Below are 25425 nucleotides of genomic sequence, written 5' to 3'. Positions count from 1 at the left end.
AACCGCCAATTCTGGCGGAAGGGCGCCGTGCACCCGATCGTCGCGAGATTTCGCTTCGATGGCTCTCCGGCACGTTTCTCACCGGTATCACTTCCTCCATATTGATGGGTGTGGCGCTGTTTGCCGCTCTCGACGGGCGCCAGCAGCTTGCCATTCCAGCCGAAGCCTTCGCCAAGGCGGATATGGGCAACAACGCCGCGGAAGCCGCCCGCAGGGGTACGCGTCTCATCGCACCGAATATCGCCGCCCGGCCGTCCGACCGATCGATCATGGAAGTCTCCACCGTCATCAATGAGGGCGACAAGGAAGTGGTCCGCAAGGTTCCCTTCTCCCACGTCAAGATTCCGCTGGCGGCGAATTACGCCAAGCAGGACGACTATCCCGCCTTCGACCCCTTGAATATCTTCGCGAGCAATGACGACAAGGACGCCCCGGCGCCGGCGGCGAGCCGCACGGGAACGATCTATGGCTCCGAGGTCGAATCCGAAGTCAGCCTGAAGACGGTTGCCTTTCCCGTCCAGCATTCCAAATATGCCTTTGCCGGCTCCTTAAGCTTCGACGAGGTTGAGGAGGCGGTCCGGTCGAACGGCTCGATCCTCACGGATGGCAACGAACAGCTCGCCGCGCTCTATTACATCGACCCCCGCCGCTTCGATAATGATGAAGGCGATGTCGATATCACCGCTGGCCTCGCCGCCCGTGTCGTAGAGCAGAACATGTCGGTCTCGACCCCGCAATCGGCGTCCGTACCCGTCAAGGAATATGCCGACGACGTCATCCCTGCCCGCCAGACAGAGACCATCGAAGCCGCCCTCTTCGGCGCTGGCTATTCGAAGGCGCAGTCATCGGAAATCGCCGGGCTGCTGTCACCGCAAATCCAGTCGAACAATGTCGAAAGCGGCGATGTGCTGCGCGTCGGCATTATTCAGGAAGACGACAAAAGCGATATCGTGCGCGTCAGTCTCTATCGCAAGGGCCGGCACATGGTCACCATGGCCGTCGATGACCGCAAGCGTTTCATCAAGGCCAGCGAACCGCCGAAGCTCGACGCGGTGGCGACCGCCTTCGACAGCACGCCGGCGCCGGCCGCCGGCCGTGATCTGCCGAGCGTCTATGACGGTGTCTACCGGGCGGCGCTTGCCTATGGCATGAACCAGAGCATGGTTTCCCAGCTCATCAAGCTTCTGGCCAGCAGCGTCGATTTTCAGGCGCAGCTGAAGCCGGCGGATACGCTGGAGGCTTTCTTCTCGGTCGAAGATGCGGATGGCAAGGCGACGGACAAGTCGGAGCTGCTCTACGTCAACGCCAAGTTCGGCGACAACGAGACGCGTTTTTACCGGTTCCAGAGCCCGGAAGACAACAGCATCGATTATTTCGACGAGAACGGCAAAAGCATCCGGCAGTTCCTGTTGCGCAACCCTGTTCCGAACGGCCGCATGACATCCGGTTTCGGCATGCGCCGTCACCCGGTTCTGAAATTCAGCCGCATGCATACCGGCACAGACTGGGCCGCCGCGCGCGGCACGCCGATCATCGCGACGGGCAACGGCACTGTCGAGAAGGCAGGATGGGCCTCCGGTTACGGCAACCAGACGCTGATCCGCCATGCCAATGGCTATGTCTCTTCCTATAACCACCAGAGCGCCATCGCCAAGGGTGTCACCGAAGGCGCAAAGGTCCGGCAGGGCCAGGTCATCGGTTATGTGGGATCGACCGGTCTTTCGACCGGCGCGCATCTGCATTACGAGCTGATCGTCAACGGCACCAAGGTGGATGCGATGAAGGTACGCCTGCCGGGCGGCAAGTCGCTTTCCGGCGAGGCGCTGGCGCGTTTCTCCGATGAGAGAAAGCGCATCGACAATCTGCTGAATATTGACGAAAAGCCCAATCAGGTGGCGAGCCGGTAATTCACTGGACCTTTGCGGCCTGCAACACCGGTCAAATGAAAAAGGGCTCCGTTTCCGGAGCCCTTTTGTTTATGCCGCATCGGCCGTTTCGGTTTCGGCCTCACCCTTGGGGGGCTTCACCTTGAACAGCAGCCGGTCGGTGCCCGAAGTCACCTTGACCCTCGATCCATCAGGAACTTCACCGCCGAGGATCATTTCGGCAAGCCTGTCCTGAACCGTCTTCTGGATCACCCGCTTCAGCGGACGTGCGCCATAAGCCGGATCATAGCCCTTATTGGCAAGCCAGTTGCGGGCATCCTCATCGAGTTCGAGCGAAATCTTGCGGTCGCCGAGCAGCGCGATGAGGCGCTTCAGCTGGATTTCGACAATTGCACCCATTTCGTCGCGCCGCAGGCGGTGGAAGAGGATGATATCGTCGATGCGGTTGAGGAATTCCGGCCGGAAATGCGACCGGACCCGCTCCATCACCAGGTCACGAACCGAATCCACATCGTCATTGTCGCCCATCTGCGTCATGAATTCCGAACCGAGGTTCGAGGTCATGATAATGATGGTGTTCTTGAAATCGACAGTGCGGCCCTGGCCGTCCGTCAGGCGGCCGTCATCCAGCACCTGCAAGAGGACGTTGAACACATCCGGATGCGCTTTTTCGATCTCGTCGAACAGCACGACCTGATAGGGCCGCCGGCGAACCGCTTCCGTGAGCGCCCCACCCTCTTCGTAACCGACATAGCCGGGAGGCGCACCGATAAGCCGGGCAACGGAGTGTTTCTCCATATATTCCGACATGTCGAGGCGAACCATCGCGGTTTCGTCATCGAACAGGAAGCGGGCCAAGGACTTGGTCAGCTCGGTCTTGCCAACACCGGTCGGGCCGAGGAAGATGAAAGAACCGATCGGCCGGTTGGGATCCTGAAGACCGGCGCGCGAACGGCGAACCGCCTTGGAAACCGCCTGCACGGCCTCGCCCTGCCCGACAACGGACTTGGCAAGCTCGTCTTCCATGCGCAGCAGCTTCTCGCGCTGGCCTTCCAGCATCTTGTCAACAGGAATGCCGGTCCAGCGGGAAACGACATGGGCGATATTGTCCGCCGTCACCACTTCCTGAACCATCGAGCCGGCACCGCTGCTATCACGGGCTTCCGCCGCAGCCAGTTCCTTTTCGAGACCCGGAATGATGCCATAAGTCAACTCACCGGCGCGCTGGAACTGGCCGTTGCGCTGGGCAATCGCCAGTTCGTTGCGGGCTTCATCCAGCCGCTTCTTCAGGTCGGCGGCATGGCCGAGCTTCTGCTTTTCCGCCTGCCAGCGGGCTGTCAGCGCATCCGCCTTTTCTTCCGTATCGGCCAACTCGTCCTCGAGCTTCTTGAGGCGGTCGACGGACGACTGGTCCGTTTCCTGCTTCAGGGCCTCGCGCTCAATCTTGAGCTGGATGATGCGGCGATCCAGTTCGTCCAGTTCTTCCGGCTTGGAATCCACCTGCATGCGAAGACGCGACGCGGCCTCGTCCATCAGGTCGATTGCCTTGTCGGGCAGGAAACGGTCGGTGATATAGCGATTGGAAAGCGTCGCGGCCGCAACCAGGGCCGAATCCGAGATACGGACCTTGTGATGCTGTTCGTATTTTTCCTTCAATCCGCGCAGGATCGAGATCGTGTCCTCCACGGTCGGCTCATCCACCAGAACGGGCTGGAAACGGCGGGCAAGGGCCGGGTCCTTTTCCACGTGCTTGCGGTATTCATCGAGCGTGGTGGCACCAACGCAGTGCAACTCGCCACGGGCAAGCGCGGGCTTCAGGAGGTTGGACGCATCCATCGCGCCATCGGCCTTACCGGCGCCGACCAGCGTGTGCATCTCATCGATGAACAGGATGATGCCGCCATTTTCGGCCTGTACCTCATTGAGCACAGCCTTCAGGCGCTCTTCGAACTCACCGCGATATTTCGCACCGGCGATCAGCGCGCCCATATCGAGCGCCATCAGCTTCTTGTCCTTCAGGCTTTCCGGCACATCGCCATTGACGATGCGCAGCGCAAGGCCTTCGGCAATCGCCGTTTTACCAACGCCGGGTTCACCGATCAGGACGGGATTGTTCTTGGTGCGACGTGACAGCACCTGAATGGTACGGCGAATTTCGTCGTCACGACCAATGACAGGATCGAGCCGGCCTTCGCGGGCTTCCTCCGTCAGATCGCGCGCATATTTCTTCAGCGCGTCAAAGCCCTGTTCAGCATTGGCGCTGTCAGCCGTGCGGCCCTTGCGGATGTCGTTGATGACCTGATTGAGAGCCTGCGCCGTTGCACCGGCCTTCTTCAGGGAAGCCGAAGTGGTGGCGGAACTTTCAATCGCAAGCGCCTGCAGCAGACGCTCGACAGTGACGAAACTGTCGCCCGCCTTCTTGGCAAGGTCTTCCGCGGTCGAGAATACCTTCGCAAGCGGCGCGGTGAGCGAAAGGCCACCATTGCCGCCGGAAACCTTGGGCAATTTCGCCAGCGCCGCATCATTGGCAAGGCGCGCTTCCTTGGCATCGCCACCGGCCCGCTCGATCAGCGATGCCGCCATGCCCTGCTCGTCATCGAGCAGAACCTTCAGAACGTGTTCGGGCGAAAACTGCTGATGGTTTTCCGCCAGCGCAAAGGTCTGTGCCGATTGCAGAAAACCGCGAACGCGCTCGGAGTATTTTTCAATATTCATAGTCGAACCTCCATAAACCGGCCCGCCCGCTTTCGGCACGGCTCCGGGTGTTAGGGTTGAGGCTCCCTCAAAGGCAAGCCCCGCTACGACAGTCGCGTTTTAAAAGGATTTCACGATCGCCGCCTCTCGAAGGACAGTTGCTGCTGAATGCAGGCATCCGACCTTCCTGCACGAATATGGGAGGCAGTTTCATCGGTTTAAAGGGGAGGGAAACCGCTGCCCCGGAAATTTTGGCTGGATTTGACAAGTGTCATATCCGTTCGCGGCAATCACCCTGGCTGCCACTCATGCTCCACCCCGGAAACGAAAAAACTCCGGCAAGCCGGAGTTTTTCAATCGCGTATTTTTGACTACCCTGCTTATTCGGCAGCGTTTTCAAGCGTTGCAGGTGTTGCTTCCTCGCCGGCCGGAGCCTCTTCGCCTTCAGCACCTTCCGCTGTTGCGGCACGGCGCGGACGACGTGGGCGCGGGGTCGTGGCACGGCGGGTCTTCGGTGCGCGCTCCGTTGCCGGAGCCTCAGCCTGCTGCTGCTCTTCCTCGACCGCCACTTCCATGGGCGTGCCTTCGATCACCGGCTGCGGAGCCTGGCTGGCATCGTAAACCGGGGGCTGCTCGACCGAGACCTGCGGCTGGCGAGGCTGACGCTCCTGCCTTTCACGGCGGTCCGGGCGCTCGCGGCGCTCTTGACGCTCCTGGCGCGGTTCCGACCGCTCGGCACGCTCCTGGCGTTCCGGCTGCTGCACGCGTTCAGACTGTTCGGAATGCTGCTGCGATGCAACGACGCCGTCGTCACCTTCGTTTCCGTCCATCTCGTCGGCATCCGCGGAATTGTATTCACCACGGTCATCGCGCTGGAAACGTTCCTGCATCTGGGCCTGGGCCGTGGCGATGATGCGATTGTAGTGTTCGGCGTGCTGCAGATAGTTTTCCGCAATCACGCGGTCACCAGAACTCTGCGCGTCCCGGGCAAGGGCAGCGTATTTTTCCGCTATGTGCTGGGCTGTGCCACGGATTTTCACATCGGGGCCGGAGCTGTCATAAGTCCTGGTGAGCGGGTTTCCGCCCTTGCGGTTGAAGTTGTTGTTACCACCGCCACCATTATTATTGTTATTGTTGTTGCTTCCACGCCCCCGGCCGCGCTTGTTTTGCTGTCCTGGCCTCATCAATTGCTCACCTGAATTCTGTTTTGCTGACAATCTGGTTGTTTTCATGCAATTCCGGACGGAAACCCGCTGGAAATTTTTCCTGAAATTGCTCTCACACGCGCCTCGTCGAAGATAACTCCGGACAAGACCTCGCGTATGACGACCGGCTGCGCAAATGCTGCACCGAGCCGTCTGCGAACAAAGTTTACTGATTCACATGCCGGAAACGCCCAGCCTTCAGGATTCTCAAAAGAACCCGCTTCGGGACTGACCCATACCCTGACGAATCTGCGTTCGTCCTCAGCCACCCTGCATGTGGCCGCAAACTATCCCGCTTCATGCGGAAATCCAAGCCTTTTCTTTTGCTGTGCAAAATATCCTTGCAAAAAATCCGCAGACATATCGCTGATAACTATCTCCGGAAGGTCAAAACTCTGTCGTTGCCACCATAATCCTTCACGGCATCGAGAAGAGAGAAGCCGTGGGAAGCAAATATAGCGGAAACATCAAGCCTTTGATCGAAACCGATCTCCACACCGACAATCCCGTTTTCCACAAGAAAGCGGCCCGCATCGGCAGCAATAAGGCGGTACGGTGCAAGGCCGTCCTGACCTCCATCCAGCGCCGCCATCGGATCGTAATGACGAACCTCTCGGTCGAGCGTTGTGACTATATCACTTCTTATATAAGGCGGATTCGACACAATTATGTCAAAGCTGCCAGAGATTTTTTCGAACCAGTCGCTATGCATGGTTTCAAAACGCGAGCCGAGACCATTGCGGGCCGCATTCTTGGCGGCCGTTTCCAGCGCATCGGTCGAAATGTCACTGCCGATACCCAGCGCCTGCGGGCATTCCTTCAGAAGCGCCAGACAGATCGCACCCGTTCCGGTACCCAGATCCAGGATGCGGACCCTGCCTTTTTCGGCAGCGGCTTTCTTCAAGGCGGGCAGAAGCGTGTCGACGAGAATTTCCGTATCCGGACGGGGTTCCAGCGTCTCCCTGGACAAGAGGAGATCAAGTCCATGAAATTCCCGGTGGCCGAGAATGCGATGGACCGGCTCGCCCCCCGCTCGCCTTTCGATCATGGCGGCAATCCGCACACTTTCTTCCGGCGTCACAGGATGATCTGGTTTCATCACGAAGTCGGTCAATGAAAAGCCGCTCACCTCGGCAATCAGCAGGCGCGCATCCAGAAGCGGGTCGGCGACGCCCGCCAGCTGCAGCCGTTTGCGGGCTGCCGCAAGCTCGGTCGAAACCGTTCCGTCAGCGCCGCCGCTCAAAGCTGCTGTTCGCCAAGCTGGGCGAGCTGACCGGCCTGATAGTCGGCAATCAGCGCATCGAGAAGTTCGTCGATCTCACCTTCAATCATCCGGTCGAGCTTGTAGAGCGTCAGATTGATGCGGTGATCGGTAACGCGCCCCTGCGGAAAATTATAGGTGCGGATGCGCTCGGAGCGATCGCCAGAACCAACCTGGCTCTTGCGGTCGGCAGAGCGTTCATTGTCGACCTTCTGACGTTCGATATCGTAAAGCCGCGAACGCAGAACCTGCATGGCCTTGGCGCGGTTCTGGTGTTGCGATTTTTCCGAGCTGGTGACGATCAGACCCGTCGGAAGATGGGTGATGCGAACCGCCGAGTCGGTGGTGTTGACATGCTGGCCGCCCGCGCCGGAAGCACGCATCGTATCGATGCGGATGTCTTCCGGGCGGATTTCAATGTCGATATCTTCCGCTTCCGGCAGAACGGCAACGGTGGCGGCGGAGGTGTGGATGCGGCCGCTCGCTTCCGTTTCCGGCACACGCTGCACCCGGTGCACACCGGATTCGAATTTCAGCTTGGAGAACACCCCTCGCCCGCTGATGGTGGCGATGATTTCCTTGTAACCGCCCGCTTCGCCTTCACTGGCGGAAAGAACCTCGACTTTCCAGCCCTTGGTCGATGCGAAGCGCTCATACATGCGGAAAAGGTCGCCGGCGAAAAGCGCGGCTTCGGACCCGCCTGTGCCGGCACGGATTTCAAGGATTGCGCTTTTCTCGTCGGCTGCATCTTTCGGAAGCAGCAGGACCTGCATGTCCTTCTCAAGCTCGCCGATGCGGGTCTCGACCTCCGGCAGCTCCATCTCCGCCAGATCGCGCATGTCCTTGTCGGTCGTCTTGTCAGCAAGCAGCGCCTCCAGATCGGCGGCCTCGGAAACCGCCTTCTCGTAGTCGCGGATTTTCTTCACCACCGGCTCGAGTTCGGAATATTCCGAAGCCAGCTTCACATAAACATCCGCTGCAGGGCCGGCCGACATACGCGCTTCGATTTCGCCGAAACGCCTTTCCAACTCACGCATTTTTTCGACGGGAAGCTTCGCCACCAGTCACTCCAATAATGAAACAAGGCTTTTAGAGCGTTTTCGGACGGAAAACCGGGGTCCACTTTTCCTGGAAATGCTCTAAATGGGAATGGAATGCGTCGCGGCAAAGCGTAACAACACCTCGCGCGCGCTTTCCAGCGAATTGTGATCGTCCAGCGCGGCATTCAGCTCATCGGCAAGGCGCGCGGCATCAAGCCCGAGCAGCATGGCCTTGACCGGACCGATCGCCGTCGGCGACATGGAAACAGAACGGAAACCGAGGCCGATGAGGGCCATGGCCGAAAGCGGTTTGCTTGCCATTTCACCGCAAAGCGTGACGGAGGTATGGTGCCTTTCACCCGCACGCACGATATCGCGCAGGATGCGCAGGAACGGCTTGCCGAGATTGTCGAAACGATCCGAAACCCTTGCATTGCCGCGGTCAACCGCCATGGAAAACTGGAACAGGTCGTTGGAACCGACGGACACGAAATCCACCTCCTGCATCAACTCGTCGAGCTGCCACATCAAAGACGGCACTTCCAGCATCGCGCCGAATTGCAGTTTTTTCGGCAGCGCATGGCTGAACTTCGAGAGATGCTGCACTTCCTTCTGGAGAAGATCGCGCGCGGCGCGGATTTCGGAAACCTCCGTCACCATCGGCAGCATCATGCGCAGTTCAGCACCCGAAGCGGCACGCAGCAGCGCGCGCATCTGCGTGCGCATCAGGCCTGGACGGTCGAGCGACAGGCGGATCGCCCGCCAGCCCAGTGCCGGGTTTTCCTCTTCCTGGCCGCGCATATAAGAAACGACCTTGTCGCCGCCGATATCGAGCGTGCGGAAGGTGACGCTCTTGCCCTTTGCCTGCCGCAGAACGGAGCGGTAGAACGCCTCCTGCTCCTCGCCCTTCGGCATGTTGGAGGCGATCATGAATTGCAGCTCGGTGCGGAACAGGCCAATGCCGTCAGCGCCGGATTCGTCGAGCTGCGGCAGATCCACCAAAAGGCCCGCATTCATCTTGAGATTGACCTTCTGGCCATCCTTGGTGATCGGCTCGACATTGCGCAGCGCGCGGAACTGCTCCTGCCGCCGGGCGCGCAGGCGAACCTTTTCCTCATAGGCGCGCTGCAGGTCCGACATGGGGCGCAGATGCACCTGACCATCGTCGCCATCGATGATGATGGGATCGTTGTTTTCGGCAAGCGCGACGATGCCCGTGGCCTGCCCGATGATCGGAATGCCCATGGCGCGCGCCACGATGACGACATGGCTCGTCACGGCACCATCCTCGAGCACGAGACCACGCAGTTTTTCCCGCGGATAATCCAGCAATTCGGCAGCGCCCATGGCGCGGGCCAGAACGATGGCGTCAAGCGGGAAATCCTGCTCCGGTCCGCGCCCGCCAAAACCGATCAGCTGGCGCAGCAGCCGGTTGGCGAGATCGTCGAAATCATGCATGCGCTCGCGAAGATAAGGGTCCGTCAGGCGCATCATGCGCGCCTTGGTGTCGCTCTGCACCTTCTCAACCGCCGCTTCCGCCGTCAGGCCGTTGCGGATCGCCTCTTCCATGCGCCGCACCCAACCCTGGTCGTGGGCGAACATGCGGTAGGTTTCCAGAACCTCGCGGTGCTCGCCTTCCGTCGGCACGTCTCGGCGCTGCAACATGTCATCGATCGACAGGCGAAGTGACCCGATGGCATCGGCAAGACGACGGATTTCCGTATCCGCATCTTCGTTCAAGAGATTGGTGACGACGATGCGGGGGTCGTGCAAGACGACATGACCAAGACCGATGCCTTCGCCATAGGCGTCGCCATCGATGGACACGGCGCGCGTCAGGTCCAGCTCCACACCGGGGCGGGTAATCTTTTTCAACTCGCCGCTCGCCACTATTTCAGCGATAAGCATCGCGGTTGTCTCGAGCGCTTCAACTTCATCCTCCCGGTACGTTCGGCTGGCCTTGTTCTGGACCACAAGAACGCCAAGAGTACGACCGGAACGCAAAATCGGCACACCGAGGAAGGAATGATAAATTTCCTCACCGGTTTCAGGAAGATAACGGAAAGCGGGATGCGCCTGCGCATCAGAAAGATTAAGCGGCTGGGCGGAAGCGGCGATGGTGCCGACAAGACCCTGCCCCATTTTCAGCTGGGCAAGATGCACGGCATCCTTGTTGAGACCTTCTGTCGCGTAAAGCTCCAGCACGCTGTCGGAGCGCAGCACGTAGACCGAGCAAACCTCCGCCACCATGTTGCTGGCTATCTGGCGAACGATCTGGTCCAGGCGGTCCTGCGGTTCAAGGTGCTCCGCCATCATTTCGCGCAGCCGCTTGAGCAGGACGCGCGGACCTGCGGAAAGGTCTCTCATCGCGTTTGCTCCCCGACGCTTCCGATCCGAATGTCATAATATTCGGGAATCAAAACGTCATTTAAAAATTTATAGCGAGAGAAGCGCGTCCCGCAAGGGACACGCTTTCATGAAACGCCACATCGGAAGAACGCAACCCCGAAGAATCGGGGCATCGGAAACCGATGTCTCGGGTTCAAGCCTTATCGAGACCGTAGGCGGAATGCAAAGTGCGAACCGCAAGTTCGGCATAGGCGCCATCGATCAGGATCGAAATCTTGATCTCGGAGGTGGTGATCGCCTTGATGTTGATGTTCTTCTCGGCAAGTGCCTTGAAAGCGCTGGCGGCAACGCCGGCGTGGCTGCGCATGCCGATACCGATGACGGAAACCTTGGCAAGACCCGTCTCGTTCTGCGCGACGTCGAAGCCGATCTGGGCCTTGTTCTCGTCCAGAACCTTCAGAGCCTTGACAACGTCACCCGAGGGAACGGTGAAGGTCATGTCGGTGCGCGAACCGTCTTCGGAGATGTTCTGCACGATCATGTCGACGTTGATATGCGCTTCAGCGAGCGGCCCGAAGATCGCAGCGGAGACGCCCGGACGGTCGGCCACGCGGCGCAGCGAGATCTGTGCTTCATCCTTGGCATAGGCGATGCCGGTTACGACTTCCTGTTCCACGATTTCATCCTCGTCACAAATCAAAGTACCGGGCGGGTTGATGAGGTCGCCCATGCCCGGCGCATCGGGATCCTCGAAACTGGAGCGAACGAAGGTGCGCACCTTGTGTACCATCGCAAGCTCGACCGAGCGAACCTGCAGAACCTTCGCGCCGAGAGACGCCATTTCGAGCATTTCCTCGAAAGCGATCTTCTTCATGCGGCGAGCCTTGGGCTCGATGCGGGGATCGGTCGTGTAGACGCCATCGACATCCGTATAGATGTCGCAACGATCCGCCTTGACGGCTGCGGCAATCGCAACGGCGGACGTGTCCGAGCCGCCGCGGCCCAGCGTCGCAATGCGATTGTCCGGACCAATGCCCTGAAAACCGGCAACGACGGCCACCTGGCCCTCGCCCATGCGATGGATGATATCCGACCCATCGATCTCGAGAATGCGGGCGGCGCCATGCGCATTGTCGGTGCGGATCGGGATCTGCCAGCCCTGCCAGGAGCGCGCATTGATGCCCATGGATTGCAGCGTGATCGCCAGAAGACCCGATGTCACCTGTTCGCCGGATGCGACGACCGCGTCATATTCGCGCGCATCGTAGAAGGAGGCGGCGTTGGCGCCGGCCACTTTCGCAGCATTCTGCACCCAGTCCACCAATTCGTTGGTTTTGCCGGACATGGCGGAAACGACCACGGCCACTTCATGGCCGGCATCCACTTCGCGTTTCACATGCCGTGCGACATTGTGAATGCGTTCGAGGTTCGCGACGGACGTGCCGCCGAATTTCATGACAATGCGAGCCATAGCCTTGACCAGTACCATCCCATTTTCCCGCCGGCTCCTTCGAAGAGCGGACGGACAAGAACAAACCCAGTCGGCTCTTCCTGACAAAGAGCCTCAAGTTGCGGGTCTCTTAGCGAAAAGGCGGGGGGCACGCAATGCCGTTTATGAACCATGCGGTACGCCTTTTTTAGCGCAGCCGGCAAAAGAAGATGGCCGGATGGAACGGGTTGCCATCCATAAGAGGATGAAAGAGCGTACCGCACTGCACTGTACAAACCGGCGCATTCGCAGTATGAGCGCGGCAATGCAACCGGCCAGATGGCCGAAATGGCCTGTATCGGCTGCCCCGGAGACTTTAGGACCTATTGGTTTCGGGCGGATGCGGGCAGCTTCATATCCGAAAGACGGTAGATGACAGACACCCAGGGTATCGCCCCGGCGATCGCGCAGGCGTTGGAAAAACGCGGCTACAAAGACTTGACCCCCGTGCAGCAGGCGATGCTGTCACCGGAACTTGCCGACAAGGACGCGCTGGTTTCCGCGCAGACCGGCTCCGGCAAGACCGTCGCCTTCGGCATCGCGCTGGCGACCACGCTGCTTTCAGAAAACACCCGCTTCGGTCAGGCTTCCGCACCGCTGGCACTTGCCATTGCGCCGACCCGCGAACTGGCCATGCAGGTCAAGCGCGAGCTGGAATGGCTTTATGAATTCGCCGGCGTGTCGATCGCATCCTGCGTCGGCGGCATGGATATCCGCAATGAGCGCCGGGCGCTGGAGCGCGGCGCCCATATCGTCGTCGGCACACCCGGCCGTCTGTGCGACCATATCAAGCGTGGCGCACTAGACCTTTCGTCCATCCGCGCCGTGGTGCTGGATGAGGCAGACGAGATGCTCGATCTCGGTTTCCGCGAGGATCTGGAATTCATTCTGGAAGAATCGCCCGACGATCGCCGCACACTGATGTTCTCGGCCACCGTGCCGCGCAGCATTGCCAAGCTGGCCGAAAGCTACCAGAAGAACGCCGTTCGCATCGCCACCGCTTCCGAACAGAAGCAGCATGTGGATATCGAATATCGCGCGCTTCTGGTGTCGCCGTCCGATCGCGAGAACGCCATCATCAACGCGCTGCGCTTTTACGAAGCCCGCAACGCCATCGTCTTCTGCTCCACCCGCGCCGCCGTCAACCATCTGACGGCCCGGTTGAACAATCGCGGCTTCTCGGTCGTGGCCCTCTCCGGCGAACTGACGCAGAACGAGCGCACGCACGCGCTGCAGGCCATGCGTGACGGCCGCGCCCGTGTTTGCGTGGCGACCGACGTTGCCGCCCGCGGCATCGACCTGCCGGGGCTGGAACTCGTTATCCATGCCGACCTGCCGACCAATTCCGAAACGCTTCTGCACCGCTCAGGCCGTACCGGCCGTGCCGGGCAGAAGGGCGTCAGCGCCATCATCGTGCCGGTGAGCCAGCGCCGCAAGGCCGAACGTCTTCTCGAAGGCGCCAAGGTCAGCCCCGCATGGGTTCGCCCGCCCTCCGTCGAAGAGATCGTCGAGCGCGACGGCGCAAGGCTTCTGGCCGATCCGACACTCAGCGAAGCCGTGGCTGAGGACGAACGCGATTTCGTGACTAAGCTGCTCGAACAGCATGGCGCGGAAAAAGTCGCCGCCGCTTTCGTGCGTCTTTATCACGCCGGACGCTCGGCACCGGAAGACATCTTCGAAGTCGCGCTGGACAACACCCGCAAGCCGCGCCGCGACAGCTTTGAGACGGTCGAAAACAACGCACCGCGCCGCGAACGCTCCGATTTCGCCGACAGCGCATGGTTTTCGCTTTCGGTCGGCCGCAAGCAGAGCGCCGAGCCACGCTGGCTCATCCCCATGCTCTGCCGTTTCGGCAAGATCACCCGTCAGGATATCGGCGCGATCCGCATGCAGCAGACGGAAACCTTTGTGGAACTGGCGGCAGACGCCGTCGACCGCTTCACCTCCGCCATCGGCAAGGACATGATGCTGGAGAAGGGCATTCGTCTGAAGGCGCTGGAAGGCAAACCGGAAATGACCGGCAATGTCCGCGAAGACACAAGGCCTGCCAAGGCGCAGCGGAAATTCAGCAAATCCGACAATGCCGGCGCCCCTCGCGACGACCGCAAGGGCGACGACAAGCCCTGGAAAAAGAAAAAGCCCTTCGGCGACAAGCCGAAATACGAGGGCAAGAAGGACAAGCCGTTCGAAAAGCGCGGACCGAAGCCGACAAAGGGCTGAGGGCCACTCTGTGACTGACGACGGCAGACGTACCTGCTATCGACGTCATCCTCGGGCTTGTCCCGAGGATCTGCGACCTGTTAATTCCATTCAACGTGATTGGATCCTCGGCACAGGGCCGAGGATGACGCCGCGTAGCTGGTAAGACTTAATCTTTCCAGCGATTGGCGCTACGCCCGTTTTGCGTCTCGCGCGGGAAAGATAAGCTGTATAGCCAAGAAAAAAGCCCCGCTTTCGCGGGGCTTTTCTGTTTCTATCCGTCAAGAATGCTGCGCTTAGAATTCCAGCGCCCGGTCGCCGTTTTCATCCTTGATGCGGTTCGGCAAACCAATCTTGTTCAAAATGTTCAGGAACGGCTTCGGCGGCAGTTCTTCCACATTGGCCATCTGCTTCACGTCCCATTCGCCGGTGGCGATGAGCATGGCGGCGGCGACCGGGGGAACGCCGGCGGTGTAGGAGATGCCCTGCGAGCCGACTTCTTCATAGGCTTCCTTGTGGTCAGCCACATTGTAGATGAAGACTTCGCGTTCCTTGCCGTCCTTGATGCCCTTGACGATATCGCCGATGCAGGTCTTGCCGACATAGTCGGGCGCCAGCGAAGACGGATCGGGCAGCACGGCCTTGACGACCTTCAGCGGTACGACCTCAAGACCTTCAGCCGTCTTGACCGGCTTTTCGGACAGGAGGCCGAGGTTCTTCAGCACGGTGAAGACGTTGATATAATGATCGCCGAAACCCATCCAGAAGCGCACATCGGCACCATCCATGTTTTTGGACAGCGAATGCACTTCGTCATGGCCGGTCATATAGGCCTTCTGCTTGCCGACGACAGGCAGGTCGAATTCCTGACCGACTTCGAACATCTGGTTCGTCTGCCATTCACCCTTCTGCCAGGAATAGACAACGCCGGTGAATTCGCGGAAGTTGATTTCCGGGTCAAAATTCGTCGAGAACCAGCGGCCATGGCTGCCGGCATTGATATCAACGATATCGACCGAAGTGACCTTGTCGAAATAGTCATCCTTGGCGAGACGCGCATAGGCGTTCACCACGCCCGGATCGAAACCGACGCCGAGAATGGCGGTAACACCCTTTTCCTGGCATTCTTCCGCACGCTTCCACTCGTAGTTTCCGTACCACGGCGGCGCCTCGCAAATCTTGGTGGGATCCTCGTGGATCGCCGTGTCCATATAGGCAACACCTGTGTCCATGCAGGCCCGAAGAACGGACATGTTGACGAAAGACGAACCGACGTTGATGACGATTTCAACACCGGTCTGTTTAATCAAGGCTTTCGTCGCCTCGATATCCATAGCGTCAAGCGCATGGGCCTCAAGTTTCACATCTGTCTTGAGGCTCTTCTTTTCGCGTACGGACTCGACAATCTTGCGGCACTTTCCCAAAGTCCGTGACGCAATATGAATGTCTCCCAATACATCGCTGTTCTGGGCGCATTTATGCGCCACGACCTGTGCTACGCCACCGGCGCCGATGATCAGAACGTTCTTCTTCATTTCAGGTGATGCCTCCTTTTCCCCGCAGGGATGAGCTTCGTTTCATGTTAAAAACAGGGTTTAAGACAGGCTTTGCTCGAAATCGGCAAAGTCAAATTCACGAACGGCGCGAACGGTGCCGTCCAGTTCCTTGATGGCGATGGTCGGCATTTTCACACCGTTGAACCAGTTCTTCTTGACCATGGTGTAGCCGGCCGCATCCTGGAAGGAGATGCGGTCACCGACCTTCAGCTCCTTGTCGAAGCGGAAATCGCCGAAAATATCGCCCGCAAGGCAGGACTTGCCGCAGACCATGTAGGGATGCTCACCCTCGTTCGGCGAAACCTTGGCGGTTTCGCGGTAGATCAGCAGATCGAGCATGTGCGCTTCGATGGAGCTGTCGACGATGGCGAGGTTCTTGCCGTTGAACAGCGTGTCGAGAACCGTCACTTCCAGCGTCGTGCTCTTGGTGATCGAGGCTTCGCCCGGCTCCAGATAGACCTGCACACCATATTTTTCCGAAAAGGCGCGCAGACGGTCGCAGAACTGGTCGAGCGGATAATTGTCGCCCGTGAAGTGAATGCCGCCACCGAGGCTCACCCATTCAGCACGCGATAGCAGCGATCCGAATTTTTCTTCAATCTGCGTCAGCATGCGGTCGAACAGCGAAAAATCGCCGTTCTCGCAATTATTGTGGATCATGAAACCTGAAATACGGTCCATGACCTTGTCGACCTTGGCGACATCCCATTCGCCAAGACGGCTGAAGGGACGCGCGGGATCGGCAAGATCGAAGCTCGAGGAGCTGACCTGCGGATTGAGGCGCAGACCCCGGGTGATGCCCGACGCCTTCTCCGCGAAACGCTCCAGCTGGCCGATGGAGTTGAAGATGATCTTGTCCGCATTCGAGATCACCTCGTCGATTTCGTAATCGGCATAGGCGACGGAATAGGCGTGCGTTTCACCGCCAAATTTCTCGCGGCCAAGGCGGACTTCATAAAGCGAGGACGAGGTGGTGCCGTCCATATATTGCGACATGAAATCGAACACCGACCATGTGGCGAAGCATTTCAGCGCCAGCAACGCCTTGGCGCCGGATTTTTCCCGCACATAGGCAATCTTCTCCATGTTGCGAAGAAGTTTTGTCTTGTCGATGAGGTAATAAGGCGTCTGAAGCATGTCGTTTCACATATTGATTGAAGTCAAGGTACGTCTCGATGATGGGCCTTATATGATGCTTGTGACAGGAAAACAAATGTCCGGCACCGAATTCCCGGAAAATTGCCCCCGGCCCTTAAATGCCCATGAAGAAAACATGCCAGGCGCGGAACCAAGCAAGCATCGGCGCGTTTGAATGGCGGACAGGCAGGTGTTTCGGTTGCGCAAACCCAGGTTATTGAGCGACGGAATTCACCTGCTGCGGCAGTCGGTTTGGCCTGTCGCAATTTCCATCAACGATGTTCCAGGAAGGACTTCACCTATGGCAAGCGTGCGTAGCAGCGTCAATGACAAGATCCAGCAATCCCTCGAAAACGGTGATGCAGCCGAAGTGGCGGCACAGCTTGCCCAGCTTCGCGAAGATCTGGCAAATCTTGCCAAGAGCGTTAAGGCGCTTGGCGTCGGCGCCTCGCATGAACTGAAGGCACAGGCCGCCCGCGTTGCCGACGATGCCCTGACTGCATCCGGCGAGATGGCGGATAGCGTTCGCAACGAAATTTCTTCGCTGAACGACAATCTGACGGATCAGGTCCAGAAAAACCCGCTCCAGTCCCTCGGTATTGCCGTGGGCGTGGGCTTCCTGCTCGCCCTCCTTACACGTCGATAAGGCCGCATCATGCTTGAGGCATTGCTGGTCTATCTGGGAGACACCCAGCGCGAAGGACGCGTCGTCACCCGGCGTCTGCGCGCCACCATCATCCTTTGGGTGCTGACCGGTGTCTTCTTTCTGATCGCCTTTGTCGCCGCCGTGGTTGCGGGGTCGATCTACCTTGCCCGGCATGTCGGTGCCGGTCCTGCCGCGCTCGTCGTCGCCGGCACAGCCTTCCTGCTCGGTGTCATCATGCTGGTGGCATTGGCAATCGTCAAACGTCCCAGAGCCTACGCGGCGCGGCCCGTCGCGCCTTTGACGGCTGCGCCCCTAACCGCAGCACCCCTGGCCTTGCAATCGCTGCTGACGCTGGCGATCCAGGCGCGGCCCTATGCGACGCTTGCCGTCGCCATGGCCGCCGGTTTTCTGGCGACGAGGGCGAATACGCGAAAAAAGAAATAGACACCTTCGGGCGTGTTTCGGCTCTTCGTCAAGCTCTCATTAGTTGCTGCGCATCCTAACCATGGATGCGCAGTTTTTTTTATGTTACCCGCGATGGATAGATTGGTTGTTGGCGCTTGCTGCCAGGCCGCCCTTATTTGAACAAAGTGACATACAGTCTCGGCGCGTCCGCGTGTTTTTCTGAAAGGCGATTGATGAAGAAGAAAGTCCTTGTCGTCGGCGGTGCCGGCTATATTGGTTCGCATACCTGCCTTCTTTTATCCGAAAGAGGATATGAACCGGTCGTTTTCGACAATCTGTCCAATGGGCATGAGGAATTTGTCCGGTGGGGACCCTTTGAACAGGGCGATATTCGCGATCGGGCGCGATTGGACGAAGTCTTTGCCAAACACCAGCCGGAAGCCGTCCTGCATTTTGCAGCACTGATCGAAGTCGGCGAATCGGTGAAACAGCCGGTTGCCTTCTACGACAACAACGTCATCGGCTCGCTGAACCTTCTCTCGGCCGCCATCGATGCCGGCGTCACGGCCTTCGTTTTCTCCTCCACCTGCGCCACCTATGGATTACCGGAACAGGTGCCGATCGACGAGACGCACCGGCAGGCGCCGATCAACCCCTATGGCCGCACCAAATGGGTGGTCGAGCAGGCTCTGAAGGATTACAGCACCTATAAGGGGCTGCGCTCGGTGATGCTGCGCTATTTCAATGCCGCGGGCGCCGATTTCGAAGGCCGCATCGGCGAATGGCACAAGCCGGAAACCCATGCGATTCCGCTTGCCATCGAGGCGGCACTCGGCCGGCGTCAGGGCTTCAAGGTATTCGGCACGGATTACGACACCCGTGACGGCACCTGCGTGCGCGACTATATCCACATTCTCGATCTGGCCGACGCCCATGTGCGAGCGGTGGATTATCTGCTGGCCGGCGGTGAAACCGTCGAACTGAACCTCGGCACCGGCACCGGTACGACGGTGAAGGAATTGCTGGCGGCGATTTCTGAAGTGTCCGGCCGCCCCTTCCCGGTTGAATATACAGACCGCCGCGATGGCGATTCCACCACCCTTGTGGCCAATAATGACAAGGCAAAGGCTGTTCTCGGCTGGGAACCGCGTTATTCGCTGGCCGACATCATCAAATCCGCCTGGGCCTGGCATTCGTCGCGCAACGCCGGGGACTGAGCACCTGCGGGCGTAAACGGCACAAAAAGACACCGGCCTTCTGGCCGGTGCCTCTCGCGAGACGGCTGCTGTCAGCCAGTCCCGCTCCTGCCTCCCAGGTATGGGATTAAGGCTTTGTAGCTGAAGTGGTCGTGCTGTCAGGTGCAGCCGGCGTTGCCGCATTCTTTTCGCTGGCCTTCTGTTCCAGCGTCTTGAATTCTGGTGCCGCCTTCAGCGTTTCCGCCGTCTCCGTCGTTGTCAGACGGATTGTGCCATCCTGCGCGTTACGCGTCATGGTCACCTTGTCCATGGGAACGGCCACATCCTTGGCACCGATGCCGAGGAAGCCGCCGACGCCAATCACGGCTGCAACGAGGCCGCCATCCTGTTCCATGATGAGGTTGGTGACATTACCGATGCTTTCATCGGCGGCGGTGTAGACCGATTTGCCGATATAATCATTGGCGCTGATCTGCGTTTCACCCTGCTCGGTGATGTAGGCGCCGCCCGTCGTTGATGCCGCACTGTCATTGGCCGCAGGAGCCGTAGGCGCCATGGGGGTAGCAGGCGGCGTTGCCGGCTCGGTCTGCGCACTCGGACTTGCCGGTGCAGGCTGGGTGGTGCCCTGAGCGATGGCAAGCGGCGCGAAAGCCGTCGTGCCCATCAGGGCGGCGGTGACGAGTATGTTCAGTTTCTTTGCCATTTTCGTACCTTCCTTTCATCGTTCTCAACTGGCCCGGCGGTAACGAGTTTTGCTTCCGCCGCTTGGCCGGTTCGTTTTGCAAACGGGTTGATCGTTGAAATAGTTCCGATTTTTTCAATCACACCGACGCAATTGGGGCGTGTCGCGACAACCGAGGGTAAAAATCAGGCATTGCTAAAGGGGACTGGCACGGTATTATCCCTGACGTAACAAGGACGTAACTGCCGGAGTTTTTGTATGCCTCAATCCGGCAAAGAACTGAAAGACATGATCTCGGCTTTGCGTCGGCGCAGCGCGAATTTTTTCCCGACCGCCTCCATCGGCACCTATTTGGTGGTGATGGCAACCGTCATTACACTGCCGCTCATTCTTTTCGGCGGCTATCTGATGCTGCGCCTCGAAGCCGAAAAACGCGATGACCTGCAGCGCGAGACCATTGAGGATGCGCGGGTCGTCAGCCGCAATATCGATCGCCGCCTGCAGGAAATCGCCACCTCCCTCAACCTGCTGTCGCAATTCCCCGAGCTTGAAAGCGGCAATCTTTCCGCCTTTCAGGGACGTGTTGCCGAAAGTCTGAAACGGGAAGGACTTTTCGCCATTCTCGCCACCAAGGACGGCCAGCAGCGCCTCAATACGCGCGTGCCCTATGGCCAGCCACTGGGCAAGGTGCCGGCCGAGGCCAATCTCGAAAAGGCGATCGAATCCCGCCGCATCACCGTCTCGGACATGTTTTTCGGCGCAACCAGCAAGGAATGGGTATTCAACGTTACGATGCCGCTCAACCCGGATCTGGGTTCGGCCGGAGACGCCCTGATCCTGACGCAGAACGCCAGTGACCTCAGCCGGCTCATTCCCACCGAAAACCTGCCGCGCAACTGGGCGGTCGCCATCATCGACGGTACAAATCGCGTTGTCGTTTCCAGTTCACAGGGGGAGGCAGAGGTGGGCAAGCCATTCGTCACCCCCGCCGTCCTTTCGGAAATGCAGGCCTTCAGCGGCAATTTTTTCGACGGCAAGGGCAATCTTTACGCCTATGCGCAATTACCGGGCTGGCAATGGAAGATCGTGATGTGGGGACCGCTTGCCGCAAGCCAGGCGGCGCTGGTGGATACCTGGCGGCAGATGATGATCGGCAGCCTGATGCTCGTATTGATCGCCATCGGCGGCGCCTATCTGGTTGGCCGGCAATTGCGCATGTCCATTCGCGACCTGACCCATATGGCCGAGCGCATCGGTGAAGGCGAGATCGTGGCCCCCGTCGATACCAAGATCAAGGAGGCCAACCAGGTTGCCATTGCGCTCTCCAACGCCTCCTTCGACAGAAGCCAGTCGGAGGAGCGGCTGCAATTGCTGCTGCACGAACTCGTTCACCGCTCCAAGAACATTCTGACGCTGGTTCAGGCGATGATCCGGCAGCTGGGACGGGAGAATAAAAGCATCCCGGAATTCCAGAAAGAGGTGGATCACCGTCTGCGCGGTCTGGGAATGTCGATCCGGGCCTTGGCGGAAGTTCAGTGGCAGGGCCTGCCTATCCGCAAGCTGATAGAGACCCATCTCGACGTTTTCGGTACGGTTTCCGAGCGTTTCGCGCTTTCGGGAGAAGATTTCATGCTTTCTCCCGAAGCGGCACAGAATTTTGGCCTTGTGGTGCATGAGCTGACGACGAACTCCATCAAATATGGATCGCTGTCGGTTCCCTTGGGAAAGATCACCCTGAGCTGGAAGACGCTTGAAAAAGACGGAAGGCAGATGATCCATCTCATCTGGACCGAGACGGGTGGCCCGCCGGCAACGGAGCCGACCCGCAAGGGTTTTGGCACCACCGTCATCAAACGGCACGCCGAAGGCGCGTTTGGCGGACAGGTGACAACGGAATATCGCGAAACCGGTTTCGAATGGTCGCTCGAAGCACCAATGCGCTACTTCATTCCGAGGCGGTCCGAACCGGCGCACTAAGGGTCTCAGGACCCATGTGCCGGTGTAAACGGCAGGTGAATTTGGCCTCTGTCAAAAAAAATAGATTTGAGGGGAACCGAATCCAGCCACAGGCATTCTTACTGCAGGCCAAGCAATTCCCCCGTCCCCGCCTGAAGCTTGGCTGAAAATAAACAGGTTTCGCCCCTGAAAACCTGTTATAAAAATAGCACGGCTCTCATACGAGCCGTGCTTTTTTATTGCGCTTTCCGCAAGATCGAAGCCGGTCGCTCCCTCCTGGCAAACCCCTCATATCCGGTACTTATCTCAAGAATCCGCGCCAGCACCGGAGGGAAATTTCAACCGATAGACGATGCGCTCGGGTGTCAGCTGATATTCGGCGCTTCCACCCAATGCGGATGGAACCACTTTTTCAAGAACAACACTGCCGAAGCTGCCGCGCCGTACCTCGGCCGGTTCTTTCGACGGCTTGATCGGCTCTATCCATTCCACAATGTAGGAATCACCTTCCTGGCGACACTGCAAGGATATTGGCGGATGATAGGCGAGATTGCCGCTATGGCTGACCGTATTGACCACCAGCTCGTGGAAGGCGAGCCCGATATAGAGCGCGCCATTCGGATTGAGCAGCAGGTTTTCCCCCTCCATGTGGATGAGGTTCGGATATTCCGGCACATAAAGGTCAAACTGCTGACGAAGAAGCTCGAATATGCGCGCGCCCCTCCAGTCGGAATCCGTGATGAGATCCTGACTTTGGGCAAGGGCATGCAACCGTCCCCGGAATTTGCGCAGAAAATCATCCTTGGTGAGGCTGAAACGGGCCGTCTGGCCCGCAAGACTCTGGATGATCGCCAGGAGATTCTTGGAACGGTGGCTGACTTCACGCAGCAGCGAGCGCAAAAGCTGCTCGCGCCGCCTTTCCGCCGTTACCTCCCTTATGGTGGTTTTCAGCACCGTCTGGTTCGACTGGTTGAAGGTGGAATAGACCTGAAACTGGAAGACCCGGTCGTTTCCGGCATTCACTTCCAGCATGCCCCGGCTGCCCGCGGCATTCATATCCTTTTTAAGTTCGGCAAGCCGCGCGGAGAGATCGTCGCCGAACAGATTCTCATCAGTTGGATGGGAATCTGCCGGCAAACGCCAGACATCCGGCAGGTTGGCCACGAATATGTAATCGCGGTTCCAGTCCTGCAGCATGACTGTTTCACCCGAATCGAGCAACGCAAGGACGAGCGAATCGTGAAGCTCACTCTCGTTCCTTTCCGCGTTATGCCATGCCAGCCGATGCAAATTCGTCTCCTTGCAGAAAGCCGTGGGAAAGTCCCACGACCGTAACCGCCAACGCCCGGGAACCCCACTGGTTCCCAGTTCATCCGCGGTTTCGGCAAACTTCACGCCGCGACGCGAGAGCTTTCGTTGAAAAACAGAGCCTGGCTGATAAGCGCTTTCACCATATCCGGGTTAAACGGCTTGGTAACAAGGAAAGTCGGTTCAGGACGTTCACCCGTCAAAAGTCGCTCCGGAAAAGCCGTAATGAAAATCACCGGCAGGGACGTCATCTGGAGGATGTCCTTCATTGCATCGAGGCCGGAACTGCCATCGGCAAGCTGGATGTCGGCAAGGATCATCTTCGGCTGGGTGCGATGGAAGAGGTCGAGTGCCTCGGTATGCGTGCGGGCAATGCCCGTGACGCGGTGGCCGAGATCGGTGACCATCTGCTCAATATCCATGGCGATCAGAGGTTCATCCTCGATAATCATGATATCGGTCGCCACCTGACGCGCGATTTCCGAGGCCGCCTCGTCGATCAACTGGCCGACGCGATCTTCGGACACTTTCAGAACCTCTGCTGCTTCCGAAGGCGTGAACTCCTCGACCGTGGTCAGAAGGAAAGCCTGACGGGCGAGAGGCGGCACGGCGGAGAGGTTCGCAGAGGCGCGTTTTTCCCATCCCGACAGGTTTTCGTCGGCCTTAATATTGATCGTGACGGAACTAAAGATTGATACAAACAATTGATAGAGCGAAGCCCGATCGCTGCTTGTCTGCGGGAAGATGCTGATATCGGCAATCAGAGCTTCGAGTGTTGCCGCAACATAGGCATCGCCCGTGGATTGTGAGCCGCAAACGGCACGCGCGAACCTGCGCAGATATGGCAGGTGCGGTGCGATGCGTGTAGAAACTGACATGGAATTCTCCCCTTTCATGCGGCCTGCAACGCAAACCCAAGATAGCAACGTGCGCATCGCAAAAAAAGTTCCGAAGCGTCGGAACTATTTTTTTCATCACGCATTCTTTGCTCGACACAAAAGGAATACCGGACGTTATGAACATATTTCAATCGGACCAAGATCAGCCGGACAATTCGGCCGCCCCCCAGGTTCCGCACTCCGGGCGGGCGGTGATTTCCCGCAAGCTCAGGGAGCTTTACGATGCCGTTCAGGATGAAGGCATCCCTGATAAATTCCTCGACCTTCTCGAAAAACTCGATGAAGCCGAAAGCAAAGCCAAAATCAAGGCTTCGGAGGAATGATGGCGAAAGAGCCGGAGCAGACAGAATACAACTTCAAAAGGGAAATGCTGGCGGCGCTGCCGAACCTGCGTGCCTTCGCGATTTCGCTTATCCGCTCAAGGGACCGTGCAGACGATCTCGTGCAGGACACGATCATGAAGGCCTGGGCCAAACAGGACAGCTATCAGCCTGGCACCAACATGCGGGCATGGCTGGTGACGATCCTGCGCAACGAGTTCTACAGCCAGATCCGCAAGTCCGGGCGCGAAGTGCAGGATACGGACGGGGTCTATACCTCGCGTCTGTCGGTACCCCCTGAACAGCACGGATCGGTCGACCTGCAGGATTTCCGCGCCGCCCTTGCGAAATTGCCGGACGATCAGCGCGAAGCGATCCTGCTGATCGGGGCTTCGGGTTTTGCCTACGAGGAAGCCGCCGAAATCTGCGGCTGCCCGGTCGGCACGATCAAGAGCCGGGTCAGCCGTGCAAGGCTGCGCCTGCAGGAGCTTCTCGGCATTGAAAACGAAAACGAGTTCGGTCCCGACGCGCAGATGAGCGCGGTCACTGCCGCTGCCACGGCGCGCTGAGAGAACTGAACGCAGACGGCAATAAACGGGCAGGCCTGCGTCTGCCCGTTTTTCTTTGCCCGCTTCCTTAGATGCCGGTTTCCTTGACCGATTGCATCACCACGAATGTCGAGGTGTTGGAAACCGATGGCAGGCTTGAGATTTTTTCACCGAGCACTCTTCGATATTTGCGGATATCGCTGGTACGGACCTTCAGCAGATAATCGAAGGCGCCGGCGATCATGTGACATTCCTCGACTTCCTTGATCTTGCGCACCGCCGCGTTGAATTCCTCCAGCGCCTTTTCACGCGTATCGGAAAGCTTGACCTCGGCAAAGGCGATGTGATCGACGCCGAGTTTCTGTGGATTGAGCATGGCGCGGAAGCCGAGAATATAACCTTCGTCGACCAGCCGCTTGAGCCGCGTCTGGCAAGGCGTCTTGGAAAGGCCGACGCGTTTCGACAGTTGCAGGACCGACATGCGCCCGTCTTCGCTGAGCGCCTCGAGAATCTTGAGATCGAAGTGATCCAGATCGTCTGTTTTTTGACTATTTGCCATGTGATTTAACGCCAAATGTGAATAATAAAAGTTCGTATTGCCTATTTTATACTGAAAATAGGGCCATAGCAATTTTTGCAGCGATGGTAT

General features: G+C 58.6%; 20 protein-coding genes (1 of these 20 cut by a window edge). 8 read left to right on the top strand and 12 right to left on the bottom strand.

Going from position 1 to position 25425, the window contains the following annotated elements; translation table 11 throughout:
- A protein-coding gene (locus tag AGR13A_RS20720; RefSeq protein ID WP_080839090.1) for a M23 family metallopeptidase crosses the window boundary here: on the top strand, window positions 1-1907 show its 3' portion. The gene continues 40 nt to the left of window position 1, outside the view; only the last 1907 of its 1947 coding nucleotides appear in the window; its start codon lies off the left edge, out of view; its stop codon occupies window positions 1905-1907.
- A gap of 69 nt (window positions 1908-1976) precedes the next feature.
- Here the strand turns inward: AGR13A_RS20720 and clpB are convergent, their stop codons facing one another.
- The 6 genes from clpB to AGR13A_RS20690 form a co-directional block, all read right to left on the bottom strand.
- Entirely contained in the window at window positions 1977-4601 is a 2625-nt protein-coding gene (gene clpB / locus AGR13A_RS20715) for an ATP-dependent chaperone ClpB (RefSeq protein ID WP_080839088.1), read from the bottom strand.
- A gap of 359 nt (window positions 4602-4960) precedes the next feature.
- A complete protein-coding gene (locus AGR13A_RS20710; RefSeq protein WP_080839086.1) occupies window positions 4961-5764 on the bottom strand; it encodes a DUF4167 domain-containing protein in 804 nt (267 codons plus the stop codon).
- A 394-nt stretch (window positions 5765-6158) separates the two neighbouring features.
- On the bottom strand, window positions 6159-7028 hold the full coding sequence (gene prmC / locus AGR13A_RS20705; protein WP_080839084.1) for a peptide chain release factor N(5)-glutamine methyltransferase: 870 nt from the start codon (window positions 7026-7028) through the stop codon (window positions 6159-6161).
- Complete coding sequence (gene prfA, locus AGR13A_RS20700; protein ID WP_080839082.1) at window positions 7025-8107, bottom strand: peptide chain release factor 1; 1083 nt, start codon at window positions 8105-8107, stop codon at window positions 7025-7027. Before prfA ends, prmC begins: the two co-directional genes overlap by 4 nt.
- Window positions 8108-8185: 78 nt before the next feature.
- A complete protein-coding gene (gene ptsP / locus AGR13A_RS20695; RefSeq protein ID WP_035223510.1) occupies window positions 8186-10453 on the bottom strand; it encodes a phosphoenolpyruvate--protein phosphotransferase in 2268 nt (755 codons plus the stop codon).
- A 175-nt stretch (window positions 10454-10628) separates the two neighbouring features.
- Window positions 10629-11906 (bottom strand): aspartate kinase, encoded by a 1278-nt coding sequence (locus tag AGR13A_RS20690; RefSeq protein WP_080840376.1) that lies wholly within the window; start codon window positions 11904-11906, stop codon window positions 10629-10631.
- Between the two features lie 390 nt (window positions 11907-12296).
- Between AGR13A_RS20690 and AGR13A_RS20680 the strand changes: the two genes are divergently transcribed.
- On the top strand, window positions 12297-14144 hold the full coding sequence (locus AGR13A_RS20680; protein ID WP_035223513.1) for a DEAD/DEAH box helicase: 1848 nt from the start codon (window positions 12297-12299) through the stop codon (window positions 14142-14144).
- A gap of 275 nt (window positions 14145-14419) precedes the next feature.
- Here AGR13A_RS20680 and AGR13A_RS20675 read toward each other — a convergent pair whose 3' ends face one another.
- Both AGR13A_RS20675 and nspC read right to left on the bottom strand, forming a co-directional pair.
- Window positions 14420-15658: a saccharopine dehydrogenase family protein gene (locus AGR13A_RS20675; RefSeq protein ID WP_080839080.1), complete on the bottom strand. Its 1239-nt coding sequence runs from the start codon at window positions 15656-15658 to the stop codon at window positions 14420-14422.
- Window positions 15659-15718: 60 nt separating this feature from the next.
- Window positions 15719-16816, bottom strand: coding sequence for a carboxynorspermidine decarboxylase (gene nspC / locus AGR13A_RS20670; protein ID WP_035223517.1), 1098 nt, complete (start codon window positions 16814-16816; stop codon window positions 15719-15721).
- A 301-nt stretch (window positions 16817-17117) separates the two neighbouring features.
- On the opposite strand from nspC, the gene AGR13A_RS20665 reads away from it, so the two are divergent.
- The 3 genes from AGR13A_RS20665 (at window position 17118) to galE (ending at window position 19084) form a co-directional block, all read left to right on the top strand.
- Complete coding sequence (locus AGR13A_RS20665) at window positions 17118-17462, top strand: DUF883 family protein (protein ID WP_035223521.1); 345 nt, start codon at window positions 17118-17120, stop codon at window positions 17460-17462.
- A 9-nt stretch (window positions 17463-17471) separates the two neighbouring features.
- On the top strand, window positions 17472-17906 hold the full coding sequence (locus AGR13A_RS20660) for a hypothetical protein (RefSeq protein ID WP_003498528.1): 435 nt from the start codon (window positions 17472-17474) through the stop codon (window positions 17904-17906).
- 194 nt (window positions 17907-18100) lie between these two features.
- Window positions 18101-19084 (top strand): UDP-glucose 4-epimerase GalE, encoded by a 984-nt coding sequence (galE, locus tag AGR13A_RS20655; RefSeq protein WP_003498526.1) that lies wholly within the window; start codon window positions 18101-18103, stop codon window positions 19082-19084.
- A 106-nt stretch (window positions 19085-19190) separates the two neighbouring features.
- On the opposite strand, the gene AGR13A_RS20650 is transcribed toward galE, so the two are convergent.
- Window positions 19191-19766 carry a PRC-barrel domain-containing protein gene (locus AGR13A_RS20650; protein WP_080839078.1) on the bottom strand — a complete coding sequence of 192 codons (576 nt, stop codon included), beginning with the start codon at window positions 19764-19766 and terminating at the stop codon, window positions 19191-19193.
- 237 nt (window positions 19767-20003) lie between these two features.
- On the opposite strand from AGR13A_RS20650, the gene AGR13A_RS20645 reads away from it, so the two are divergent.
- Window positions 20004-21722 (top strand): sensor histidine kinase, encoded by a 1719-nt coding sequence (locus AGR13A_RS20645; RefSeq protein WP_080839076.1) that lies wholly within the window; start codon window positions 20004-20006, stop codon window positions 21720-21722.
- 285 nt (window positions 21723-22007) lie between these two features.
- Here AGR13A_RS20645 and AGR13A_RS20640 read toward each other — a convergent pair whose 3' ends face one another.
- Window positions 22008-22991 carry a sensor histidine kinase gene (locus AGR13A_RS20640; protein ID WP_035223530.1) on the bottom strand — a complete coding sequence of 328 codons (984 nt, stop codon included), beginning with the start codon at window positions 22989-22991 and terminating at the stop codon, window positions 22008-22010.
- A gap of 101 nt (window positions 22992-23092) precedes the next feature.
- Window positions 23093-23887 (bottom strand): response regulator, encoded by a 795-nt coding sequence (locus tag AGR13A_RS20635; RefSeq protein WP_035223533.1) that lies wholly within the window; start codon window positions 23885-23887, stop codon window positions 23093-23095.
- Window positions 23888-24024: 137 nt separating this feature from the next.
- Here AGR13A_RS20635 and AGR13A_RS20630 point away from each other — a divergent pair, with 137 nt between their 5' ends.
- Window positions 24025-24231: a NepR family anti-sigma factor gene (locus tag AGR13A_RS20630; RefSeq protein ID WP_035223536.1), complete on the top strand. Its 207-nt coding sequence runs from the start codon at window positions 24025-24027 to the stop codon at window positions 24229-24231.
- Entirely contained in the window at window positions 24231-24797 is a 567-nt protein-coding gene (locus AGR13A_RS20625) for an RNA polymerase sigma factor (protein WP_003508744.1), read from the top strand. The genes AGR13A_RS20630 and AGR13A_RS20625 overlap by 1 nt, the downstream gene beginning before the upstream one ends.
- 67 nt (window positions 24798-24864) lie before the next feature.
- Here the strand turns inward: AGR13A_RS20625 and AGR13A_RS20620 are convergent, their stop codons facing one another.
- A complete protein-coding gene (locus tag AGR13A_RS20620; RefSeq protein WP_035223539.1) occupies window positions 24865-25335 on the bottom strand; it encodes an Lrp/AsnC ligand binding domain-containing protein in 471 nt (156 codons plus the stop codon).
- Window positions 25336-25425 lie beyond the last annotated feature (90 nt).

The organism is Agrobacterium genomosp. 13 str. CFBP 6927, from assembly GCA_900012615.1.
Taxonomy (GTDB): Bacteria; Pseudomonadota; Alphaproteobacteria; order Rhizobiales; family Rhizobiaceae; genus Agrobacterium.
The sequence above is the reverse complement of the archived record's forward strand: the minus strand, read 5'-3'. Positions and strand labels throughout refer to the sequence as shown.

Bases quoted from the DNA above. Each gene is read 5' to 3' on its own strand.
- AGR13A_RS20665 (WP_035223521.1), top strand. From the start codon at position 17,118: ATGGCAAGCGTGCGTAGCAGCGTCAATGACAAGATCCAGCAATCCCTC.
- AGR13A_RS20690 (WP_080840376.1), bottom strand. From the start codon at position 11,906: ATGGCTCGCATTGTCATGAAATTCGGCGGCACGTCCGTCGCGAACCTC.
- AGR13A_RS20625 (WP_003508744.1), top strand. From the start codon at position 24,231: ATGGCGAAAGAGCCGGAGCAGACAGAATACAACTTCAAAAGGGAAATG.
- AGR13A_RS20675 (WP_080839080.1), bottom strand. From the start codon at position 15,658: ATGAAGAAGAACGTTCTGATCATCGGCGCCGGTGGCGTAGCACAGGTC.
- ptsP (WP_035223510.1), bottom strand. From the start codon at position 10,453: ATGAGAGACCTTTCCGCAGGTCCGCGCGTCCTGCTCAAGCGGCTGCGC.
- AGR13A_RS20680 (WP_035223513.1), top strand. From the start codon at position 12,297: ATGACAGACACCCAGGGTATCGCCCCGGCGATCGCGCAGGCGTTGGAA.
- AGR13A_RS20630 (WP_035223536.1), top strand. From the start codon at position 24,025: ATGAACATATTTCAATCGGACCAAGATCAGCCGGACAATTCGGCCGCC.
- AGR13A_RS20660 (WP_003498528.1), top strand. From the start codon at position 17,472: ATGCTTGAGGCATTGCTGGTCTATCTGGGAGACACCCAGCGCGAAGGA.
- AGR13A_RS20635 (WP_035223533.1), bottom strand. From the start codon at position 23,887: ATGTCAGTTTCTACACGCATCGCACCGCACCTGCCATATCTGCGCAGG.
- galE (WP_003498526.1), top strand. From the start codon at position 18,101: ATGAAGAAGAAAGTCCTTGTCGTCGGCGGTGCCGGCTATATTGGTTCG.
- nspC (WP_035223517.1), bottom strand. From the start codon at position 16,816: ATGCTTCAGACGCCTTATTACCTCATCGACAAGACAAAACTTCTTCGC.
- AGR13A_RS20645 (WP_080839076.1), top strand. From the start codon at position 20,004: ATGCCTCAATCCGGCAAAGAACTGAAAGACATGATCTCGGCTTTGCGT.
- AGR13A_RS20620 (WP_035223539.1), bottom strand. From the start codon at position 25,335: ATGGCAAATAGTCAAAAAACAGACGATCTGGATCACTTCGATCTCAAG.
- clpB (WP_080839088.1), bottom strand. From the start codon at position 4,601: ATGAATATTGAAAAATACTCCGAGCGCGTTCGCGGTTTTCTGCAATCG.
- AGR13A_RS20710 (WP_080839086.1), bottom strand. From the start codon at position 5,764: ATGAGGCCAGGACAGCAAAACAAGCGCGGCCGGGGGCGTGGAAGCAAC.
- AGR13A_RS20650 (WP_080839078.1), bottom strand. From the start codon at position 19,766: ATGGCAAAGAAACTGAACATACTCGTCACCGCCGCCCTGATGGGCACG.